Genomic DNA, 19,003 nt, shown 5'->3' with positions numbered 1-19,003 from the left:
TCCCGTGCTCAGGGCGACCCTGAGGAGCTTCCTGGCGCACAAGGGGCGGCTGCTGCTCTCGGCGCTCGCCGTCCTGCTGTCCGTCGCGTTCGTCACGGGCAGCCTGATCTTCTCGGACACCGTCAGCCGTACGTTCGACCGGCTGTTCGCCTCCACCGCGGCCGATGTCACCGTCAGCCCGAAGGAGGACCTCGACGAGGCCGTGCCCTCCGGCCGGACGGCCACCCTGCCGGCCGCGCTGGCCGAGCGCGTGCGGCAGGTCGACGGGGTAGCGGCGGCACGCGCCGAGGTCGACGTGGAGGGCCTCACCGTCGTCGACGAGGAGAACGAGCCGGTCGGCCCGACCACCGGCGCCCCCACGCTCGGCACCGCCTGGAACCCGACCGAGCGCAGCCCCGTGGAGCTGACCACCGGGCACGCCCCGCACGGCGACGGGCAGGCGCTGCTCGACTCGGAGACCGCCGACCGCAAGGACGTGCGCATCGGCGACACCCTCACCGTGATCGCACCGCCCGGGTCGTTCGAGCTCCGGGTCGTCGGCATCGCCACGTTCACGACCACCAACCCCGGCGCCGCGCTGGTCTTCCTCGACACCCGCACCGCGCAGACGAAACTGCTGGACAGCCCGCGGGCCGCCACCAGCATCTCGGTCGACGCCGCCGACGGTGTCGGCGACGAACAGCTCAAACAGCGCGTGGCCGCCGCGCTCGGCGCGCACACCTACGACTTCAGGACCGCCGACGAGCAGGCGAAGTCGGACGTCGAGCAGCTGGGCGGATTCCTCGACGTCATCAAGTACGTCATGGTCGGCTTCGCCGGGATCGCCGTGCTGGTGGGCGTGTTCCTGATCGTCAACACCTTCTCCATGCTCATCGCCCAGCGCACCCGCGAGCTGGGGCTGCTGCGCGCGCTCGGCGCCGACCGGCGCCAGGTCCGCCGCTCGGTGCTCACCGAGGCCGTCCTGCTCGGTCTGGTCGGCTCCACGCTGGGACTCGCCGCCGGGATCGGGCTCGCGGCCGGGCTCATCGAACTGATGGGCCTGCTCGGCATGAACATCGACGCGGGCGAAATGGTCATCGGCTGGGTGACGCCCGTGACGGCGTACGTCGTGGGTCTCGGGGTCACCTTCGTCGCCGCGTACCTGCCGGCGCGGCGGGCCGCCGGGGTCTCGCCGATGGCCGCGCTCTCGGACGCCGAGGTCGCAGGGGTGGGACGGCCGCTGCGGGTGCGTGCGGTGGCGGGCGCGGTCGTCGGGGCGGCCGGTGCGGCGGCGCTCGTGGGGTGCGTGGTGGCGGAGCAGACGTCGTCGGCTGCGTCCCTGCTGGGGCTCGGTGTCGTGCTCTCCCTGATCGCGACCGTGATCGCCGGGCCGCTGCTGGTGCGCCCGGTGATCCGTGTGCTCGGCGCGGCCTTCCCCGCCCTCTTCGGGTCGATCGGCCGGATGAGCCAGCGCAACGCCCTGCGCAATCCCCGCCGTACCGGGGCCACCGCGGCAGCGCTCATGGTGGGCCTCGCCCTGGTCGGCGGGATGTCGGTGGCGAGCGCCTCGATGACCAGCTCGTTCGACCAGCAGATCGACAAGACGCTGGGCGCCGACTTCGTGATCCAGAACACCAACTTCCTGCCGTTCCCGAAGGAGGTCACCGACAAGGTGCGCGGCACCGAGGGCGCGGGCCTCGTCGTGCGGGGGCGGTTCACGCCGGTCGCGGTGCGGCTCCCGGACGGCGACCGTGTGGAGACGACCGCCGCGGGCTACGATCCGCGACTCGACGAGGTCGCCAACATCACCTACGTACAAGGGGATACGGCGGCCGCGCTCGCGGACGGGCGCCTGGCCATGGACCGGGACTTCGCGCGCGACCACGGCGTACGGGTGGGCAGCACTGTCCCGGTGGAGTTCCCGGGCGGGCGCAGGGCCGGGCTGACGGTCGGCGCGCTCACCGACCAGGACTCCGCCGAGGGATTCGGCACGCAGGGCGGGCTCTACTTCGGCCTCGCCACCCTGGAGCGTTACGCGCCGGGCGGGCAGGACTCCGCGCTGTACGTCAACGCCGCCCCCGGCACGAGCGACGACGACCTGCGCGCGAACCTGGAGCGGACCCTGGACCCCTACCCCCAGGTGCAGGTGCGGGACCTGGCCGACTACAAACAGCTGGTGCACGACCAGATCGCCGTCCTGCTGTACCTCGTGTACGCGCTGCTGGGACTGGCGATCATCATCGCGGTGCTCGGCGTGGTCAACACCCTCGCGCTGTCGGTCGTCGAGCGCACCAGGGAGATCGGCCTGCTGCGGGCGATCGGGCTGGCGCGTCGGCAGCTGCGGCGGATGATCCGGCTGGAGTCGGTGGTGATCGCGGTGTTCGGGGCCGTCCTGGGGCTCGCGCTGGGGCTGGTGTGGGGTGTGTGCACCCACGAGGTGCTGGCCCTCCAGGGCATGACGGCCCTCGCGATCCCGTGGACCACGATCGTCGCGGTGGTGGTCGGCTCGGCGGTGGTGGGGGTCGTGGCGGCGCTGCTCCCGGCGTTGCGCGCCTCCCGCATGAACGTACTGGCGGCCATCGCGCACGAGTGATGGAATCGCGGCGGGTACTCAAGTCGCTCCCGTGTGAGGAGAGTTCATGTCGCGTCCGTTCCGCTTCGGGGTCAACCTGCTCGAACCGGCGTCCGCCGAGGAGTGGCGCGCCAAGTGCCGCCGGGCCGAGGAGCTCGGGTACGACGTGATCCTCGTCCCCGACCATCTGGGGATGCCGGCGCCCTTCCCGGCGCTGGTGGCGGCCGCCGAGGCAACCGAGCGGCCGAGGCTCGGCACCTTCACGCTCAACGCGGGCTTCTGGAATCCGACACTGCTGGCCCGCGAAGTGGCCACGACGGACGCGTTGACGGGCGGCCGTCTGGAGCTCGGGCTCGGCACCGGCTACGTACGGGCGGAGCACGAGAGCGCCGGACTGCCGTTCGGCTCGCCGGGCGAGCGGGTGGACCATCTGCGGCGCACGGTCGAGGAGCTGAGGCGGCTGCTGGGCTCGGACGAGCACCAGCCGCAGGCGGCGCAGCGGCCCCGGGTGCCGCTGCTGATCGGCGGAAACGGCGACCGGATGCTGCGGCTGAGCGCCGAGCACGCCGACATCGCGGCGTTCACCGGGGCACGTACGGTGCCGGGCAGCACCACCGGGCAGTTGACGCCGATCACCGCGGACGAGCTCGACGAACGCGTGGCGCGGTACCTGAAGTTCGCGGAGGACCACCGCGAGGAGCCGCCCGAGCTGAACCTGCTGCTGCAGATGGTGATCGGCACCGAGGACCGCGAGGCCGCGGTCCAGCCGTTCCTCGAACTGGTCCCGGACATGACGGTGGATCAGGTGCTGGACCTCCCGGTCTCCCTGGTCGGCACCCTGGACGAGCTCGCCGAGCAGGTCCTGGCCCGGCGCGAGCGCTACGGCTTCACGTATCTGACGGTGCTGGAGCCCTACATGGAGGCGTTCGCGCCGGTCATGGAGCGGGTGCGCGGGACCTGACGTCCGGATTCTGGAATGGTGCGCACGAGGGCTGCCCTGCGTGATGTGGTCATGGCATGACCGAGCTGCACATCCGGGCCGCGACGCCCGAGGATCTCGACACCGTGCTGGCCTTCTGGAAGGTGGCCGCCGAGGGCACGAGCATCAGCGACGACCGCGGTGGCGTGGAGCGGCTCGTCGCACGCGACCCCGAGGCCCTGATCCTCGCGGAGCGGGGCGGCGAGTTGGCCGGCACGGTGATCGCGGGGTTCGACGGCTGGCGCTGCCACCTCTACCGGCTGGCCGTGCATCCGGACCACCGCCGTCAGGGCATCGCATCCGCGCTGCTCGCCGCGGCCGAGGAACGGTTCGTCACGCTCGGCGGGCGGCGCGCGGACGCGATGGTGCTCACGCGCAACGAGACCGCGCACCACGCGTGGGGCGCCGTCGGGTACGCGCCCGAGGAGCAGTGGCGACGCTGGGTGAAGCCGCTCACCGACTGAGGACTCCTGCCACGAGCCGGTGGGCGTAGGCGGTGTCGAGTCCGTCCGGGCGGAACAGGATGCGGTACATCATGGGCGCGACGACCTGGTCGATGACCGTCTCGGCACCGGGTACCGGCTCCCCCCGCTCGGACGCCCGACGGAGGATGACGTCGATCTGCTCGGCCGCGTAGGCGGAGCACTGGCCGGCGTTGCCGCCGTCCGGGTCGCCGAGGAGGGCGTCGCGGATGTAGGCGCGGCCGGCGGGCGAGGACATCTCGTCGAGGAACTGCTCGGCCCAGGCCGTCAGGTCGGACGCCAGGGTGCCGAAGTCCCCGGGTTCGGTCTCGGGTCGCAGCCGCTCGACCGCCACGTCCGACAGCAGCACCTGCAGGTCTCCCCAGCGGCGGTAGATCGTGGACGGCGTCACGCCCGCGCGCTGGGCGACCATCGGCACCGTCAGCGCGTCCCTGCCGACCTCCGAGGCGAGTTCGCGCACGGCGGTGTGCACCGCCGCCTGGACCCGGGCGCTGCGCCCGCCGGGGCGCACCATCTGCCTGCTCACGGAACCCAGCTTAAAGCGAACCCTTTGCTTCTGGTGAAGTGAACCCTTTGCTTCTGATGCGGCACGAGGCGCTCGCTCAGGCCCCGGGCGCGAGATCGTGTGCAGGCCGGGTCTGTTCGCAGGCGTGCCCGACCCGCAGCAACACGTCCTCCCCGAGCGGCGGCCCGAGGAGCTGCATACCGATCGACAGGCCGGCCGTGTCGTGGCCGACCGGGACGGAGAGGGAGGGCAGGCCGGTGATGTTGGCCGGGGCCGAGAGCCGCACATAGGCGTCCGAGACGCCCTCGACGGTGCCGTCGGCCCAGGTGACCGTCTCCTGACCGGCCGGGACGGCGGTCATCGGCACGCTGGGGGCGGCGATCAGGTCGACCTCCCGCAGCAGCCGCGCCCACTCCTGCCGCATGAGGGTGCGCGAGCGCTGGGCACGCAGGTAGTCCCCGGCGGGCATGAGTTCACCGGCCTCCAGGAGGATCCGGACGTCGCCCTGGTAGAGCTCGGGGACCGTGCGCAGGCTGCTCTCGTGGTAGGCGGTGGCCTCCGGCACCATCAGGCCCCAGTGGGTGGCCTGGATGTAGCGGGCCATGGGGATGTCGACGTCGACGAGGCGGGCACCGAGTGCCTGGAGCCGGCCGATCGCGCTCCGGACGGCGGCTGCCACCTCCGGGTCGACGTGGTCGAAGTAGTAGGTGCGCGGCACTCCGATCCGCAGTCCGGCCAGATCCGTGTCAGGGCCCGGCCGGTAGTGCGCCGGGGGTGCGGTCAGCGACGCGGGGTCGCGGGGATCGTGGCCGGCCAAGGCCGCGAGGACCAGGGCCGCGTCCTCGGCGGTGCGGGTGATCGGGCCGACGTGATCCAGCGACCAGGACAGGGGCGTGACGCCGTGGCGCGGGACGAGGCCGTAGGTCGGTTTGAGGCCGACGACCCCGTTCAGCGCGGCGGGCACCCGGATGGATCCGCCGGTGTCGGTGCCCAGGGCGAAGGTGGCGGTGCCGGCGGCGACGGCGACGGCTGATCCGCCGCTGGAGCCGCCGGCGACCCGGCCGGGGTCCCAGGCGTTGTGGGTCTGCGGGGTGGTCAGTCCGTAGGCGAACTCGTGCGTGTGGGTCTTGCCGAGCAGGACCGCTCCGGCCGCCGACAGACGTGCGGCGACGGCGCTGTCGGTCTGCGCGCGGTGGCCGGACCGTACCCGGGAACCGGCCGCGGTGGCCGTACCGGCGACATCGATCAGGTCCTTCAGGCCCATCGGGACGCCGTGCAGCGGACCGCGGTGGCGGCCGGCCGCGAGGTCGTTCTCGGCTCGGCGCGCTGCCCGGCGCGCACCCTCGGCGTCGACGGTGACGTAGGCCCGCAGGTGCGGCTCCACTTGCTCGATGCGCTCCAGTACGGAGTCGGCCAGCTCGACGGGGGACAGCCGGCCTGCCCCGATCTCGTCGGCGGCGGCAGCGAGCGTCAGTTCATACGGCTGCATCGTGCGTCTCCTTCGCCACTGCCGCGCGGTAGGCGAGGGCGGGCGGGGTGTCCCCGAAGTCCAGCTCCCTCAGGACCGAGACGACGGAGTGGATGTGGTCGGCGGTGGCCGCGACCGCCGCGTGACGGCCGGCGGGCAGTGCGAGCCCGGCGCGGCGGGCCCAGCGGGCCGCTTCGGGTGGCGTGAGTGCCGGGTAGGACATGAGGCTCCCCTGTAAAGGCTAATCGTTTGCGTTAGGAGACTTTAGGATCTACCGTCGCCTTAACGCAAACGGATTGCGTTAAGTGCACCGAGGAGGACCCTTGACGACACCCGCTTCCTGGACCGTGGGCGACATCACCGTTCACCGCATCGACGAGATCCCGCTGCCGCCCGCCACCGGAGCCTGGCTGCTGCCCGACGCCACCCCCGACGTCGTCGCCGGGCAGGACTGGCTGCGCCCCCACTTCGCCGACGACGAAGGCGTCCTGCGCGCCGACAGCCACAGCTTCGCCTTCACGGCCGGCGGGCTGCGCGTCCTGGTGGACACCGGCATCGGCAACGGCAAGGAGCGGGCCGATCCCGCCTGGCACGGCCTGGACACCGACTACCTCCAGCACCTCACCGCCGCCGGTTTCCCCCCGGACTCCGTCGACCTGGTGATCCTCACCCACCTGCACGCCGACCACGTCGGCTGGAACACCCGGGAGGTGAACGGCGCGTGGGTGCCCACCTTCCCGAACGCCCGCTACCTGACCTCCCGCACCGAGCGGGAGTTCTGGGCCGGGTACGACATGGACGAGGCGCGCCGGCAGATGTTCCGCGACTCCGTGATTCCGGTGGAGGAGGCGGGGCTCCTCGACCTCCCCGACGTCCCCGCGGAGGGCCTCGAAGTCGCCCCGGGACTGCGCCTGGTCCCGACCCCCGGGCACACCCCCGGCCATGTCGCCGTCGAACTGACCAGCCGCGGACGGACGGCACTGATCACCGGCGACTGCGTCCACCACCCCGTCCAGCTCGCCCACCCCGGCATCGGCGCCTGCGTCGACATCGACCCCGGGCGGTCGGAGGCCGCACGCCGTGAGCTGCTCGGCGCGCTCGCCGGCACGGACACCCTCCTCCTGGGCACCCACTTCGCACCGCCCACCGCCGGACACGTCATCGCCCACGAGGGCGCCTACCGGCTCGCTCCGGTGCCCGCCGACTCCCGCTGAGCACTCCGGCCGCAGGACTTTGCTGATCCTTTACCCTTGGATGGCCACTCGGTTCTGCATGAAAGGTTGTGAGCGTCCGCCCATGGGCGAGCCTCCCCGTGCGCGACACCGCGCGTTCCGCCCGGTCCTGGAGAACCATGGAACGGGGGTGAACCGATGACCGAAGTGCTCCTCCTCCTGGCGGCGATCCTGCTCTCGCTCGCCTGCGGTGCCTTCGTGGCGGCCGAGTTCTCCCTCACCACGGTCGAGCGCGCCGAGCTGGAGCAGGCGGTGGCACGCGGCGAGCGGGGCGCGCAGGGCGCCCTGAAGGCCGTACGGAACCTGACGTTCCAGCTCTCCGGGGCGCAGCTCGGCATCACGGTCACGAACCTGGTCGTCGGCATGCTCGCCGAGCCGTCGATCGCCGCGCTGATCGCCGGGCCGCTGGAGGACATCGGCGTGTCACGCTCGGCGTCGCACAGCCTGGCGCTGGTGCTGGGCACGGCCGCGTCGACGGTGTTCCTCATGGTCGTCGGCGAGCTGGTGCCCAAGAACTGGGCGATCTCGTCGCCGCTGGCGGTCGCCAAGACCGTGGGCAACGCCCAGCGCTGGTTCAGCGCCGCGTTCCGGCCCTTCATCAGGCACCTCAACAACACGGCGAACCGGGTCGTGCGCCGGATCGGTGTGGAGCCCGCCGAGGAGCTGGCGTCGGCGCGCGGGCCCCAGGAGCTGGCGGCGCTCGCCCGGCACTCCGCCAAGGAAGGCGTCCTGGAGGCCGACACCGCCGAGCTGTTCGTACGGACGCTGAACCTCGCCGACCTGACCGCGGAGAACGTGATGACGCCCCGGGTGCAGGTCGTCGCCCTGGAGGTGCGGGCGACCCTGGAGGACGTGGCGAACGCGACCCGGGCGACCGGCCTGTCCCGGTTCCCCGTCTACCGCGACACGCTCGACTCGGTCGTCGGGACGGCCCACGTCAAGGACGTGCTGGCGGTCCCGGCGGAGCGCCGGACCCGGATCTTCGTCTCCGAGCTGATGCGCGAGCCGCTGCTGGTCCCGGAGACCCTCACCGTCGACCGGCTCCTGGACCGGCTCTCCGGCAAGCGCACGATGGCCGTCGTGATCGACGAGTACGGCGGCACTGCGGGCGTGGCCACCCTGGAGGACATCGTCGAGGAGGTCGTCGGCGAGGTGCGCGACGAGCACGACCCGCACGAGCTGCCCGACCTCGCGCTGGCCGGCACGGACGAGGCCGGCCGCCCCCTGTACTCGGCCGACGGCTCCGCGCGCGTGGACCACCTCGAACGCGTCGGGCTGCGCGCCCCGGAGGGGCCGTACGAGACGCTCGCCGGGCTGGTGGCGACGGTGCTCGGCCGGATACCGGCCGCCGGTGACACCCTCGAGGTCGCCGGCTGGCGGATGGAGGTCCTGGACGCCACCGGACGGCGGGCCGCCCGCGTCCGGCTGCGAGCGCCCCTCGACGACGAGAAGCCCGACGAGAAGGGAGCGGAGCTGTGACCGCCGTCCAGCTGCTGATCGGTCTGGCGACGCTCGTCGTCAACGCCTTCTTCGTCGGCGCCGAGTTCGCGCTGATCTCGGTGCGCCGCAGCCAGATCGAGCCCTACGCCGACCGGGGCGACCGGCGCGCCAAGAGCGTGCTGTGGGGCCTGGAGCACGTCTCCGCGCTGATGGCGGCCGCGCAGCTCGGCATCACGCTGTGCACGCTGGTGCTGGGTGTGGTGGCCGAGCCGGCGATCGCGCACCTGCTGGAGCCGGTGTTCCACGCGGTGGGCGTGGCCGAGGGCGCGGGACACGCGGTGTCCTTCGTGATCGCGCTGGCCCTGGCCACGTATCTGCACATGCTGCTCGGCGAGATGGTGCCGAAGAACATCGCGCTCGCCGAGCCGGTGCGCAGCGCGCTGACGCTCGGCCCGCCCCTGGTGACGCTGTCCCGGGCGCTGCGTCCGGTGATCTTCACGGTGAACGCCTTCGCCAACGCCCTGCTGAAGCTGCTGCGCGTGGAGGCGCGGGAGGAGGTCGCCGCTTCCTACTCGGACGCCGAGATAGCGCAGATCGTGAAGGACTCCAGCGAGGCCGGCCTCATCGACGACCGCGCCCAGGAGCGGCTGCACGACGCGCTGGAACTGGGCCGCCGCCCGGTGCGCGATGTGGTGCTGCCGCTGGAACGCGTGGTGTACGCGCGCGTGGGCGTCACTCCGGACGGGCTGGAGCGGCTGTCGGCGGAGTCCGGGTTCTCCCGCTTCCCGGTGGTGGACGAGGGGCGGCGGATCGTCGGCTACCTGCATGTCAAGGACGCGCTGGACGCCGCCGGACGCGATGTGCCGTTCCGGCTGCGGGACATGCGGCCCATCGCGCGCGTACGGGAGCACACGCCGCTGGACGACGTCCTCACGGCGATGCGGGGCAGCCGTACGCACCTCGCGGCCGTCCTCGGGGCGGACGGCCGGCTGGCCGGGCTCGTGACGATGGAGGACGTCCTGCGGGAGCTGTTCGGCCAGCGCGCGTGAGGGACCGGTCGCCGGTGACCCGGGTGGGTGACCGACTGCTGGGTATGTGCACGGGATACTATTTCCGCCGCCATGGACACGAACCCCACCTACAGCAGCCTCGTCGCGGTCGGCGACTCCTTCACCGAGGGCATGTCGGACCAGTTGCCCGACGGCACGTACCGGGGCTGGGCCGATCTCCTCGCCGCGCGGATGGCGGCCCGCACGCCCGGCTTCCGCTACGCCAACCTCGCGGTGCGCGGCAAGCTGATCCGGCAGATCGTCGACGAGCAGGTGGACGTGGCGGCGGCCATGGAGGCCGACGTCGTCACCCTGGTCGGCGGGCTCAACGACACCCTGCGGCCGAAGTGCGACATGGGCCGGGTGCGCGGACTCCTGGAGGAGGCCGTGGAGCGGCTGGCCCCGTCGTGCAAGGAGCTCGTGCTGATGCGCAGCCCGGGCCGCCGGGGTCCTGTGCTGGAGCGGTTCCGGCCGCGCATGGAGGAGCTGTTCAGCTGCGTCGACGAGCTCGCCGCACGGCACGGCGCGATCGTCGTCGACCTCTACGGCGCCCCCTCCCTCGCCGACCCTCGGCTGTGGGACGTGGACCGGCTGCACCTGACGGGCGAAGGCCACCGCCGGGTCGCTGAGGGGGTGTGGCAGGCGCTCGGCTACGAGCCCGAGGACACCGAGTGGCGCACCCCGATGCCGACGACGCTGCCGCCCGGCTGGGTCATGCGCCGCGCGGCGGACCTGAGCTTCGCCCGGCAGCACCTGCTGCCCTGGATAGGCCGCCGCCTGACGGGCCGCTCCTCGGGCGACGGCCTGCCGCCGAAGCGGCCGGAACTGCTGCCGTACGAGGATCAGGCGTAGGCGTTTCCCGCGCCGCCGCGGGCGGCCGGCGGGCTCGTGGCGGGGACGCCGGAACGCTCTTGTAGGTTCCCACGAACGCACCCGTTGCGCTGGCCTGCACGAATCGCCAGTAGAATCCGTCCACGTGACTTCCGCTCCCGCCAAGCCCCGCATCCCCAACGTCCTCGCCGGACGCTACGCCTCCGCCGAGCTCGCCACGCTCTGGTCGCCCGAGCAGAAGGTGAAGCTGGAGCGGCAGCTCTGGCTCGCCGTGCTGCGGGCTCAGAAGGACCTCGGGATCGAGGTGCCGGACGCGGCGCTCGCCGACTACGAGCGTGTCCTCGACACCGTCGACCTGGCCTCCATCGCCGAGCGCGAGAAGGTCACGCGGCACGACGTGAAGGCGCGGATCGAGGAGTTCAACGCCCTCGCCGGGCACGAGCACGTGCACAAGGGCATGACCTCCCGCGATCTCACGGAGAACGTCGAGCAGCTCCAGATCCGCCTCTCGCTGGAGCTGATGCGCGACCGCACGGTGGCCGTCCTGGCCCGCCTGGGCAAGCTGGCCGGTGAGTACGGCGAGCTGGTCATGGCCGGCCGCTCGCACAACGTCGCCGCGCAGGCCACCACCCTCGGCAAGCGCTTCGCGACCGCCACCGACGAACTGCTCGTCGCCTACGGCCGCATCGAGGAGCTGCTGGGCCGCTACCCGCTGCGCGGCATCAAGGGTCCGGTCGGCACCGCTCAGGACATGCTGGACCTGCTGGGCGGGGACGCCGCGAAGCTCGCGGACCTGGAGCAGCGGATCGCCGCGCACCTGGGCTTCTCGCAGGCGTTCACCTCGGTCGGCCAGGTCTACCCGCGCTCGCTGGACTACGAGGTCGTGACGACGCTGGTGCAGCTGGCGGCGGCGCCGTCGTCGCTGGCGAAGACGATCCGGCTGATGGCCGGGCACGAACTGGTCACCGAGGGCTTCAAGCCGGGCCAGGTCGGCTCCTCGGCGATGCCGCACAAGATGAACACCCGCTCCTGCGAGCGCGTCAACGGCCTGATGGTGATCCTGCGCGGCTACGCCTCGATGACCGGCGAGCTCGCGGGCGACCAGTGGAACGAGGGCGATGTGTCCTGCTCGGTGGTGCGCCGGGTCGCGCTGCCGGACGCGTTCTTCGCGCTGGACGGTCTGCTGGAGACGTTCCTCACGGTGCTCGACGAGTTCGGCGCGTTCCCCGCGGTCGTGGCGCGTGAGCTGGACCGCTACCTGCCGTTCCTCGCGACCACCAAGGTGCTGATGGGTGCCGTGCGCGCGGGCGTGGGCCGGGAGCTCGCGCACGAGGCGATCAAGGAGAACGCCGTGGCCTCCGCGCTCGCGATGCGCGAGCAGGGCGCCGCGCGCAACGAACTGCTCGACAAGCTGGCCACCGACGCGCGCATTCCGCTCGACCGCGCCGAGCTGGACGCGCTGATGGCCGACAAGCTGTCCTTCACGGGTGCCGCGGGCGACCAGGTCGCCGTCGTCGTCGCCCGGGTCGAGGAGATCGTGAAGCAGCACCCCCAGGCCGCGGGCTACACACCCGGCGCGATCCTCTGACGCGCCGCACGCGATGCCCCGTTTCACGCCCGAGGAGCTTCAGGCCGCCCGCGACCGTGCCGTGCCGGACGTGGTCGCGGACGGTCTGCGGGTGCTGTTCTGCGGCATAAATCCCGGCCTGATGACGGCCGCGACGGGCCATCACTTCGCCCGCCCCGGCAACCGCTTCTGGCCGGTGCTGCACCGCTCCGGGTTCACGCCGCGGCTGCTGAAGCCCTCCGAACAGCAGGAGTTGCTGTCGTACGGGCTCGGCATCACCAATGTCGTGGCGCGGCCGACCGCTCGGGCCGACGAGCTGAGCGCCGAGGAGTACCGGGAGGGCGGGCGGCTGCTCGCGCTGAAGGTGGGGCGGCTGCGGCCGCGCTGGCTCGCCGTGGTCGGAGTGACCGCGTACCGCGCCGCGTTCGACGACCGGAAGGCCCGGGTCGGGCCGCAGTCCCGGCTGATCGGGGACACCCGTGTGTGGGTGCTGCCCAATCCGAGCGGGCTGAACGCGCACTGGACGACCGAGACGATGGCCGACGAGTTCGCGCGGCTGCGGGAAGCCGCCGGGAGCTGATCGCTCACGGCGGGTCCGTCTCCGTGACCAGGGCCAGCAGCCGCACCTCGTGCGACGTGTCGCGGTCGGTGACCGCCACGGCGACCCAGCGGCCGGTGCCCTCCACCTCCCACACGTACGCGACACTCGCGCACTCGCTCAACTCGGCCCACGGCCGGGGTATCTCCTCCCGCTCCGTGCGCAGCAGGACCGTCTGCAAGTTGTAGGGGGGCGTGTCGCCCCAGCGTGAGGCGAGGAGTTCGTAGACGGCGTCCCGGTCCTTCTCGAACTGGTCGATCGTCACCGCCCGGAACGCCGGGTCGTCGTCGCCCGCGGCCTCTAACACCGCGGTGTGCCGGCCGGGTCCGGAAACGCCGACGTCCGACGGGCCGTGCTCCGCCGGAAAGGGGCGGAAGCACAGCTCGTCGATGAGGGCGATGTGCTGTGCGATGCTCATGAGTCCAGTAAACCCGGCCTCACTGACACTTGGCGGGGCGTCAACCTGTTCCCGCCGTTCTGCGGTCAGGCGTCCCGGCGGCGCAGGCTCCACGCCCCCGCCAGCAGGGCGGCCGCCGCCCACAGCGCGGTCACCGCGAGCCCCGACCACGGCCCGAGGGTGCCGTCGTAGGTCTCCCGCAGGACCAGCTGTCCCGCCTTGTCGGGCAGGAAGTCGGCGACCGTGCCCGTCGCGTCGCCGATCACGAACGACACGACGAGGATGAACGGGATCAGCAGGGACAGCGTGGCCACGCCGCTGCGCAGCAGGGCGGCGAGTCCGGCGGCGAACAGGGCCATCAGCATGAGGTAGACACCGCAGCCCACGACACCGCGCACCTGCTCGCCGGTGCCGAGCCCGTCGGCGGCGGGGCCGAGCCCCGCCCGGGCCACGAGGAGGGCGGCGAGGGCGGTCACCAGTCCCACGAGCAGAGCAGGTACGGCGATGACGGCCGCTTTGGCCGCGAACCACCGGCCGCGCCGCGGAACCGCGGCCAGCGAGAGCCGGAGCCCGCCCGACTGGAACTCCGACGACACGGCCATGGCCCCGAAGGAGACGGCCGCGATCTGCCCCGGCACGACACCGGACAGGGCCGTGAACAGCGGGTCGAAGTCAGGGTCCGACGTCCCGGAGACACCGGCGATCGCGGAGAACGCCGTGGTCGCGGCGAACAGGGCCAGGAGCGCCCCGGGAAGCGGGCGGAGCGTACGGATCTTCAGCCACTCGGAGCGGAGGACAGGGGTGAGTTCCATGGTCATGCCTCCTGCGGCTGCTGTGCGGTGAACTCGGTCTCCGCCGACGTGAGGTCGAAGTACGCCTGCTCCAAGGTGCCCTCCTCCGCCGCGAGTTCGAGCACCGGAACACCCGCGGCCGAGGTGATGCGGCCGATGTCGTCCACGCGTGCGTGGTGCACGGTCCAGTGACCGTCCACGTGCTCCACGGCCTCGTGGCCGTGCGGAGCGAGAGCCCTCCTGAGAGCCACGGGGTCGGTCGTACGAATGCGTACGCAGGGCTGCACGCGCGCGTGGATGAAGTCCCGCATCGGCGTGTCGGCGAGCAGCCGGCCGCGGCCGAGGACGACGAGGTGGTCCGCGAAGGACGCGGTCTCGTTCATCAGATGGCTGGAGACCAGGACCGTGCGGCCCCCTTCCGCGAGCCGGCGCAGCAACTGCCGGATCCACACGATGCCCTCGGGGTCGAGTCCGTTGGACGGCTCGTCCAGCATGACCACCTCGGGATCACCCAGCAGGGCGGCGGCGATGCCGAGGCGCTGGCGCATGCCCAGGGAGTACGTCCGCACACGACGCCGGGCCACCGAGGCCAGGCCCGTCTCCTCCAGCACCTCGTCCACCCGGCGGTCCGGGATGCGGTTGCTCACCGCCAGGACACGGAGGTGGTCGCGGGCGGTGCGGGAGCCGTGCGCGGCCTGCGCGTCGAGCAGGGCGCCGACGTGGCGCAGGGGTTCGCGCAGGGTGGAGTAGGCGCGGCCGCCGATCGTGGCGGAACCGGCGGTCGGCCGGTCGAGGCCGAGCACCAGTCGCATGGTGGTGGACTTGCCGGCGCCGTTGGGGCCGAGGAAGCCGGTGACGCGGCCGGGCAGAACCCGGAAGGTGAGGCCGTCGACGGCTCGTGCGGTGCCGAACTCCTTGGTGAGGTCCTGGACTTCGATGCTGGTCATGGCAGCAGCGTGGCCGGTGGTCCGGGCGGCGGGCCTCCCCCGGTGGTGGAGATCGTCTCCCCCGTGCGGGGGAGGCTCGTTGTCGGTGGCGGCTGGCACGATGACGGGATGGTCCGCATGCTGCGCCCGTTGACGCGGGCGGTGACGTACAAACGATGGCTGCACATGGTGGTGGCCATCGTGTGGCCGTCGCTGTGGCTCTTCGTCGACGAGGCGTGGTGGACCCAGATCACGGCCGCCGTGCTGCTCGGACTCGCGGGCCTCGTGCCCGTCACACGGGTCGTCGAAGGGTTTCAGGCCAGACTGCTGCTGATCGACCGTCGACAGGACAGTGAGAGCGCCGGCATCGCGAGCACCCCGTCGGCCACGTGGGCCGATCGCGGGCGGACGGTGGTGTGGCTGGAGGCGCGGCTGTGCCTCGGCTGGATCGTGGCCCACCTCTCCGTCCAGTTGCCCCTCCTCGCGATCGACCTGCTGACGACGGGGCTCGGTCACGAGCCCGCCGCTGACGGGTTCGTGACCGTCGAGGAGAACCACTGGTGGCACGCCGTGCTCGCACCCGTGCCTTTGATTCTGGCCGTCGTGGTCGTGGTGTGGTCGGGCCACTTCGTCACCGCGCTGGCCGAGCGACTCCTCGGGCCGTCCCACGCCGAGCGGATGGCGGCGCTGGAGGAACGCACCGACCAGCTGCTGGAACGCACCCGGATCGCCCGCGAGTTGCACGACTCCATCGGGCACGCGCTCACGGTCGCCGTCGTGCAGGCCGGGGCGGCCCGGGCGGCCGGTGACGCGGAGTTCACCGAACGGGCGCTGTGCGCCATCGAGGAGACCGGCCGTGCCGCCCTGGAGGACCTGGAGCGCGTGCTCGGCATCCTGCGCGAGTCGGAGAAGCCGGTGAGCGGCAGACCGACCCTCGCGGACGCCGACCGCCTGCTGGAGTCCGCGCGCGCCTCGGGGGCGAAGGTCGACGCCGAGGTGACCGGCCCCGTGGGCACCGTGCCCGGCCCGGTGTCCCGGGAGGGCTACCGGATCCTCCAGGAGGCGCTGACCAACGTGCTGCGGCATGCGGGGGCGGTCCCCGTACGGGTACGTGTCCGGGTCGCCGACGGCACCCTCGTCCTCGCGATACGCAACCCGCTGACCGCCCCGACACCCGGCCCGGGCCGTGGCAGCGGCCTGCGCGGCATACGCGAGCGTGCCGCCCTGCTCGGCGGGCTGGCCCGGACCGGCCCCGACGAAGGTGACTGGCAGGTTCATGTCGAGCTGCCACTGAGTTGATCTACGCTGGCCCGATGCCGGTCACCGTTCTCCTCGTCGACGACGAACCCCTCGTGCGCGCGGGCCTGCGGGCCGTGCTGGAGGCACAGCCCGACATCGAGGTGGTCGGGGAGGCCGCGGACGGGGCGGCGGTGATACCGCTGGTGCGGCAGCTGCGGCCCGACGTGGTCGCCATGGACGTACGGATGCCGCTGCTGGACGGTATCGAGGCCACCCGGGCGCTGCTGCGGACGGTCGACACACCACCACGGATCCTCGTCGTGACGACGTTCGAGAACGACGAGTACGTGTACGAGGCGCTGCGTGCCGGCGCCGACGGATTCCTGCTGAAGCGGGCCCGGCCGGCCGAGATCGTGCACGCGGTGCGGCTGATCGCCGAGGGCGAGTCGTTGCTGTTCCCGGCCTCGGTACGGCAGCTGGCCGCCGAGTACGGCGAGGGCGGCGGCAACCGGGCCGCGCGGGCGGCGATGGAGCGGGCCCAGCTGACCGAGCGGGAGGGCGAGGTGCTGCGGCTGATGGCGCGGGGCCTGTCGAACGCGGAGATCGCCGCCCGGCTGGTGGTGGGAACCGAGACGGTGAAGTCGCATGTGAGCGCCGTACTGGCGAAGTTGGGAGCCAGGGACCGTACGCAGGCGGTGATCGCGGCGTACGAGTCCGGGTTCGTGGCGCCGGGCTGATCGGCGAGGGCCGGTGAGTGCCCCTCGCCGGGGTCCGCCGCGCCGAGTACGATCCGGCCAACACGCGCACGAGCTGGGAGGACGGACGGTGGGGCGGCTGACCGGCGGGGATCCCTCGCTGCTGCGCAGGATCAACTCCGCGGTGGTGCTGCACGCGCTGCGTGCCACGGACTGCGCGACGCTGACCGAGATCACCCGGGTGACGGGGCTGTCCCGGCCGACCGTCGAGGGCGTCGTCGAAGGGCTCATCGAGGCCGGTCTCGTCGTCGAGAAGGCGGCCGAGGAGGGTGCCGCCCGGCGGCAGGGACGGCCGGCGCGGCGGTTCCGGTTCCGGGCGGAGGCGGGGCATCTGCTGGGGCTGGAGATCGGCGCGCACCGGGTCGCCGCGCTGCTGGCCGACCTGGACGGCCGGGTGATCGGCTCCCAGGCCAGGGACGTGCCCGAGACGGCCGAGGCGGACGAGCGGTTGGAGCGGCTGCGCGGCGCCGTCGCCGAGCTGCTGCGCCGGGCCGGTGTCGCACGCGGCTCGCTGCGGGCCGTGGGCGTGGGGACGCCCGGGATCGTCGAGGCGGACGGCACGGTACGGCTGGGCACCGCGCTGCCCGGGTGGACGGGGCTGCGGCTGGGCGAGCGGCTGGGCAGGTCGTTCAAGTGCCCGGTCCTGGTCGAGAACGACGCCAACGCGGCGGCCGTCGCGGAGCACTGGAAGGGTGCGGCCACCGAGTCGGACGACGTGGTGTTCGTGCTGGCGGGGCTCAGCCCGGGCGCCGGTTCACTGATCGGTGGGCGGCTGCACCGGGGCTACGGCGGGGCGGCCGGCGAGATCGGCGCGCTGCATCTCCTCGGCCGGGAGGTGACACCGGAGACGCTGCTGTCCACCACGGACGAACCGCTGCACCCGCTCGACGAACAGGCCGTCGCCGGCGTCTTCGCGCAGGCCCGCGAGGGCGACCAGCGGGCCCGCGCGGCCGTCGACCGCTTCCTCCAGCGTCTGGTCCACGACGTGGCGGCGCTGGTCCTCGCCCTCGACCCGGAACTGGTCGTCGTCGGCGGCTGGGCAGCGGGCCTGGACGGTGTCCTTGACCCCCTCCGCCATGAACTGGCCCGCTACTGCCTGCGTCCCCCCGAGGTGACTCTCTCCCGCCTCGGCGACGCGGCAGTCGCCACCGGCGCCCTGCGCCTGGCCCTCGACCATGTGGAGGACGAACTGTTCACCGTGGAACGCCGCTGAACGACAACGCCCCTCCAGGGGCGCGGGGCTGTGTCGATATGCGGCTCCGCCGCGTGGGCGCGACCAGCCACGACGAACCGGCAGTCCCCCACGCACCGCACCCCTACGGCGCCCGTCTCAAGAGGCCTGCCGCTGCGGCCCGGCGTGGATCTCCACACCCCCCGCGTCCCCGAAGGTCAACCGACACGTGTCAGCGCGGTACGTCGCGACGGACAACGCCGCTACACGCCCCGCAACCACGAACCGCGTCGTCACCACCAGCACGGGCGCCCCGGGCAACCGGTCCAGTTCCCTCGCGTCGTCGGCCCCGGCGGAGCCGAGCTCCACCGCGTTCTCCTGCCGGTCCAGCTCCAGCCGCTGCAGCTCGCGCAGCACCGCACGCGCGCGTGCCGACCCGGACGGAGCGTCGATGCCGGTCAGGTCGGGCACCGAGGAGCGCGGGATGTACAGCAGCTCGGCGGCCACCGGCCGGCCCTGCGAGACGCGGGAGCGGCGCACGATGTGCACGGGCTCGTCGCTGCCGGTCCCCAGCGCGTCGGCGACGGCCCCGGGCGGCACGGCGGCAGTGCAGTCGACGGGCTGCCAGGCGTCCTCGGGGCCGCCCGGCCAGGTGTGCGGGCCGGTACCGAGCGAGACGCCCATGCGGGGCGGAGCGACGGTCGTACCGACGCCGCGGCGGCGCTGGAGCCTGCCCTCCAGTTCGAGCTGCTCCAGGGCCTGGCGGAGCGTGGCGCGGGCGACGCCGAAGCGGGCCGCGAGGTCGCGCTCGTTGGGCAGGATCTCCCCGACCGAGAACTCCGAGTCGAGCGCTTCACTGAGCACGGTCTTGAGATGCCAGTACTTCGGTTCCGGCACCGATTCCAGCTGCGTGGTCCCCACCCTGTCCTCCGCAATCGCCGTGGTCGGCGGCTTTTTCGCGCCCTTGTTTTTTAAAGGTTGTTTCACTTCTCTGCGACCATAGGGCGGCCCTGATCCTTGGT

At 72.6% G+C, this 19,003-nt stretch carries 19 protein-coding genes; 12 read left to right on the top strand and 7 right to left on the bottom strand.

Annotated elements, in window-relative coordinates; genetic code table 11:
* Positions 1-4 precede the first annotated feature (4 nt).
* The 3 genes from ACH4G3_RS19280 to ACH4G3_RS19270 are packed head-to-tail and all read left to right on the top strand — an operon-like array spanning position 5 to position 3,994.
* Entirely contained in the window at positions 5-2,572 is a 2,568-nt protein-coding gene (locus ACH4G3_RS19280) for an ABC transporter permease (RefSeq protein ID WP_397625623.1), read from the top strand.
* Between the two features lie 46 nt (positions 2,573-2,618).
* Positions 2,619-3,512: an LLM class F420-dependent oxidoreductase gene (locus ACH4G3_RS19275; RefSeq protein WP_397625622.1), complete on the top strand. Its 894-nt coding sequence runs from the start codon at positions 2,619-2,621 to the stop codon at positions 3,510-3,512.
* 56 nt (positions 3,513-3,568) lie between these two features.
* Entirely contained in the window at positions 3,569-3,994 is a 426-nt protein-coding gene (locus tag ACH4G3_RS19270) for a GNAT family N-acetyltransferase (RefSeq protein WP_397625621.1), read from the top strand.
* Here the strand turns inward: ACH4G3_RS19270 and ACH4G3_RS19265 are convergent.
* The 3 genes from ACH4G3_RS19265 to ACH4G3_RS19255 form a co-directional block, all read right to left on the bottom strand.
* Positions 3,984-4,526: a TetR/AcrR family transcriptional regulator gene (locus ACH4G3_RS19265; RefSeq protein ID WP_397626163.1), complete on the bottom strand. Its 543-nt coding sequence runs from the start codon at positions 4,524-4,526 to the stop codon at positions 3,984-3,986. The genes ACH4G3_RS19270 and ACH4G3_RS19265 overlap by 11 nt on opposite strands.
* Positions 4,527-4,614: 88 nt before the next feature.
* The gene (locus tag ACH4G3_RS19260; RefSeq protein WP_397625620.1) at positions 4,615-6,006 is read right to left on the bottom strand and encodes an amidase; all 1,392 of its coding nucleotides are present in this window, start codon (positions 6,004-6,006) and stop codon (positions 4,615-4,617) included.
* Entirely contained in the window at positions 5,993-6,208 is a 216-nt protein-coding gene (locus ACH4G3_RS19255) for a hypothetical protein (protein WP_397625619.1), read from the bottom strand. Before ACH4G3_RS19255 ends, ACH4G3_RS19260 begins: the two co-directional genes overlap by 14 nt.
* Before the next feature lie 100 nt (positions 6,209-6,308).
* On the opposite strand from ACH4G3_RS19255, the gene ACH4G3_RS19250 reads away from it, so the two are divergent.
* The 6 genes from ACH4G3_RS19250 (at position 6,309) to mug (ending at position 12,684) form a co-directional block, all read left to right on the top strand.
* The gene (locus ACH4G3_RS19250) at positions 6,309-7,199 is read left to right on the top strand and encodes an MBL fold metallo-hydrolase (protein WP_397625618.1); all 891 of its coding nucleotides are present in this window, start codon (positions 6,309-6,311) and stop codon (positions 7,197-7,199) included.
* Between the two features lie 156 nt (positions 7,200-7,355).
* Complete coding sequence (locus tag ACH4G3_RS19245; protein ID WP_397625617.1) at positions 7,356-8,696, top strand: hemolysin family protein; 1,341 nt, start codon at positions 7,356-7,358, stop codon at positions 8,694-8,696.
* A complete protein-coding gene (locus ACH4G3_RS19240) occupies positions 8,693-9,706 on the top strand; it encodes a hemolysin family protein (protein WP_397625616.1) in 1,014 nt (337 codons plus the stop codon). The genes ACH4G3_RS19245 and ACH4G3_RS19240 overlap by 4 nt, the downstream gene beginning before the upstream one ends.
* A gap of 72 nt (positions 9,707-9,778) precedes the next feature.
* Positions 9,779-10,558, top strand: a complete 780-nt coding sequence (locus tag ACH4G3_RS19235; RefSeq protein ID WP_397625615.1) for an SGNH/GDSL hydrolase family protein — start codon at positions 9,779-9,781, stop codon at positions 10,556-10,558.
* A 124-nt stretch (positions 10,559-10,682) separates the two neighbouring features.
* Positions 10,683-12,125: an adenylosuccinate lyase gene (purB, locus tag ACH4G3_RS19230; RefSeq protein ID WP_397625614.1), complete on the top strand. Its 1,443-nt coding sequence runs from the start codon at positions 10,683-10,685 to the stop codon at positions 12,123-12,125.
* A gap of 13 nt (positions 12,126-12,138) precedes the next feature.
* A complete protein-coding gene (mug, locus tag ACH4G3_RS19225) occupies positions 12,139-12,684 on the top strand; it encodes a G/U mismatch-specific DNA glycosylase (RefSeq protein WP_397625613.1) in 546 nt (181 codons plus the stop codon).
* A 4-nt stretch (positions 12,685-12,688) separates the two neighbouring features.
* Here the strand turns inward: mug and ACH4G3_RS19220 are convergent, their stop codons facing one another.
* From ACH4G3_RS19220 to ACH4G3_RS19210, 3 genes are all read right to left on the bottom strand, one after another.
* A complete protein-coding gene (locus ACH4G3_RS19220; protein WP_397625612.1) occupies positions 12,689-13,120 on the bottom strand; it encodes a hypothetical protein in 432 nt (143 codons plus the stop codon).
* A 65-nt stretch (positions 13,121-13,185) separates the two neighbouring features.
* Complete coding sequence (locus ACH4G3_RS19215) at positions 13,186-13,911, bottom strand: ABC transporter permease (protein WP_397625611.1); 726 nt, start codon at positions 13,909-13,911, stop codon at positions 13,186-13,188.
* Between the two features lie 2 nt (positions 13,912-13,913).
* On the bottom strand, positions 13,914-14,837 hold the full coding sequence (locus ACH4G3_RS19210) for an ABC transporter ATP-binding protein (protein WP_397625610.1): 924 nt from the start codon (positions 14,835-14,837) through the stop codon (positions 13,914-13,916).
* 108 nt (positions 14,838-14,945) lie between these two features.
* Between ACH4G3_RS19210 and ACH4G3_RS19205 the strand changes: the two genes are divergently transcribed.
* The 3 genes from ACH4G3_RS19205 (at position 14,946) to ACH4G3_RS19195 (ending at position 18,023) form a co-directional block, all read left to right on the top strand.
* Entirely contained in the window at positions 14,946-16,115 is a 1,170-nt protein-coding gene (locus ACH4G3_RS19205) for a sensor histidine kinase (RefSeq protein ID WP_397625609.1), read from the top strand.
* 14 nt (positions 16,116-16,129) lie between these two features.
* Entirely contained in the window at positions 16,130-16,792 is a 663-nt protein-coding gene (locus ACH4G3_RS19200; protein WP_397625608.1) for a response regulator transcription factor, read from the top strand.
* An 88-nt stretch (positions 16,793-16,880) separates the two neighbouring features.
* Positions 16,881-18,023: an ROK family transcriptional regulator gene (locus ACH4G3_RS19195; protein ID WP_397625607.1), complete on the top strand. Its 1,143-nt coding sequence runs from the start codon at positions 16,881-16,883 to the stop codon at positions 18,021-18,023.
* Positions 18,024-18,140: 117 nt separating this feature from the next.
* Here ACH4G3_RS19195 and ACH4G3_RS19190 read toward each other — a convergent pair whose 3' ends face one another.
* Positions 18,141-18,902 carry a GntR family transcriptional regulator gene (locus ACH4G3_RS19190; RefSeq protein WP_397625606.1) on the bottom strand — a complete coding sequence of 254 codons (762 nt, stop codon included), beginning with the start codon at positions 18,900-18,902 and terminating at the stop codon, positions 18,141-18,143.
* Positions 18,903-19,003 lie beyond the last annotated feature (101 nt).

Source organism: Streptomyces afghaniensis, assembly GCF_044327915.1.
Taxonomy (GTDB): Bacteria; Actinomycetota; Actinomycetes; order Streptomycetales; family Streptomycetaceae; genus Streptomyces; species Streptomyces afghaniensis.
This window is presented reverse-complemented; position numbering and strand designations above follow the sequence as displayed.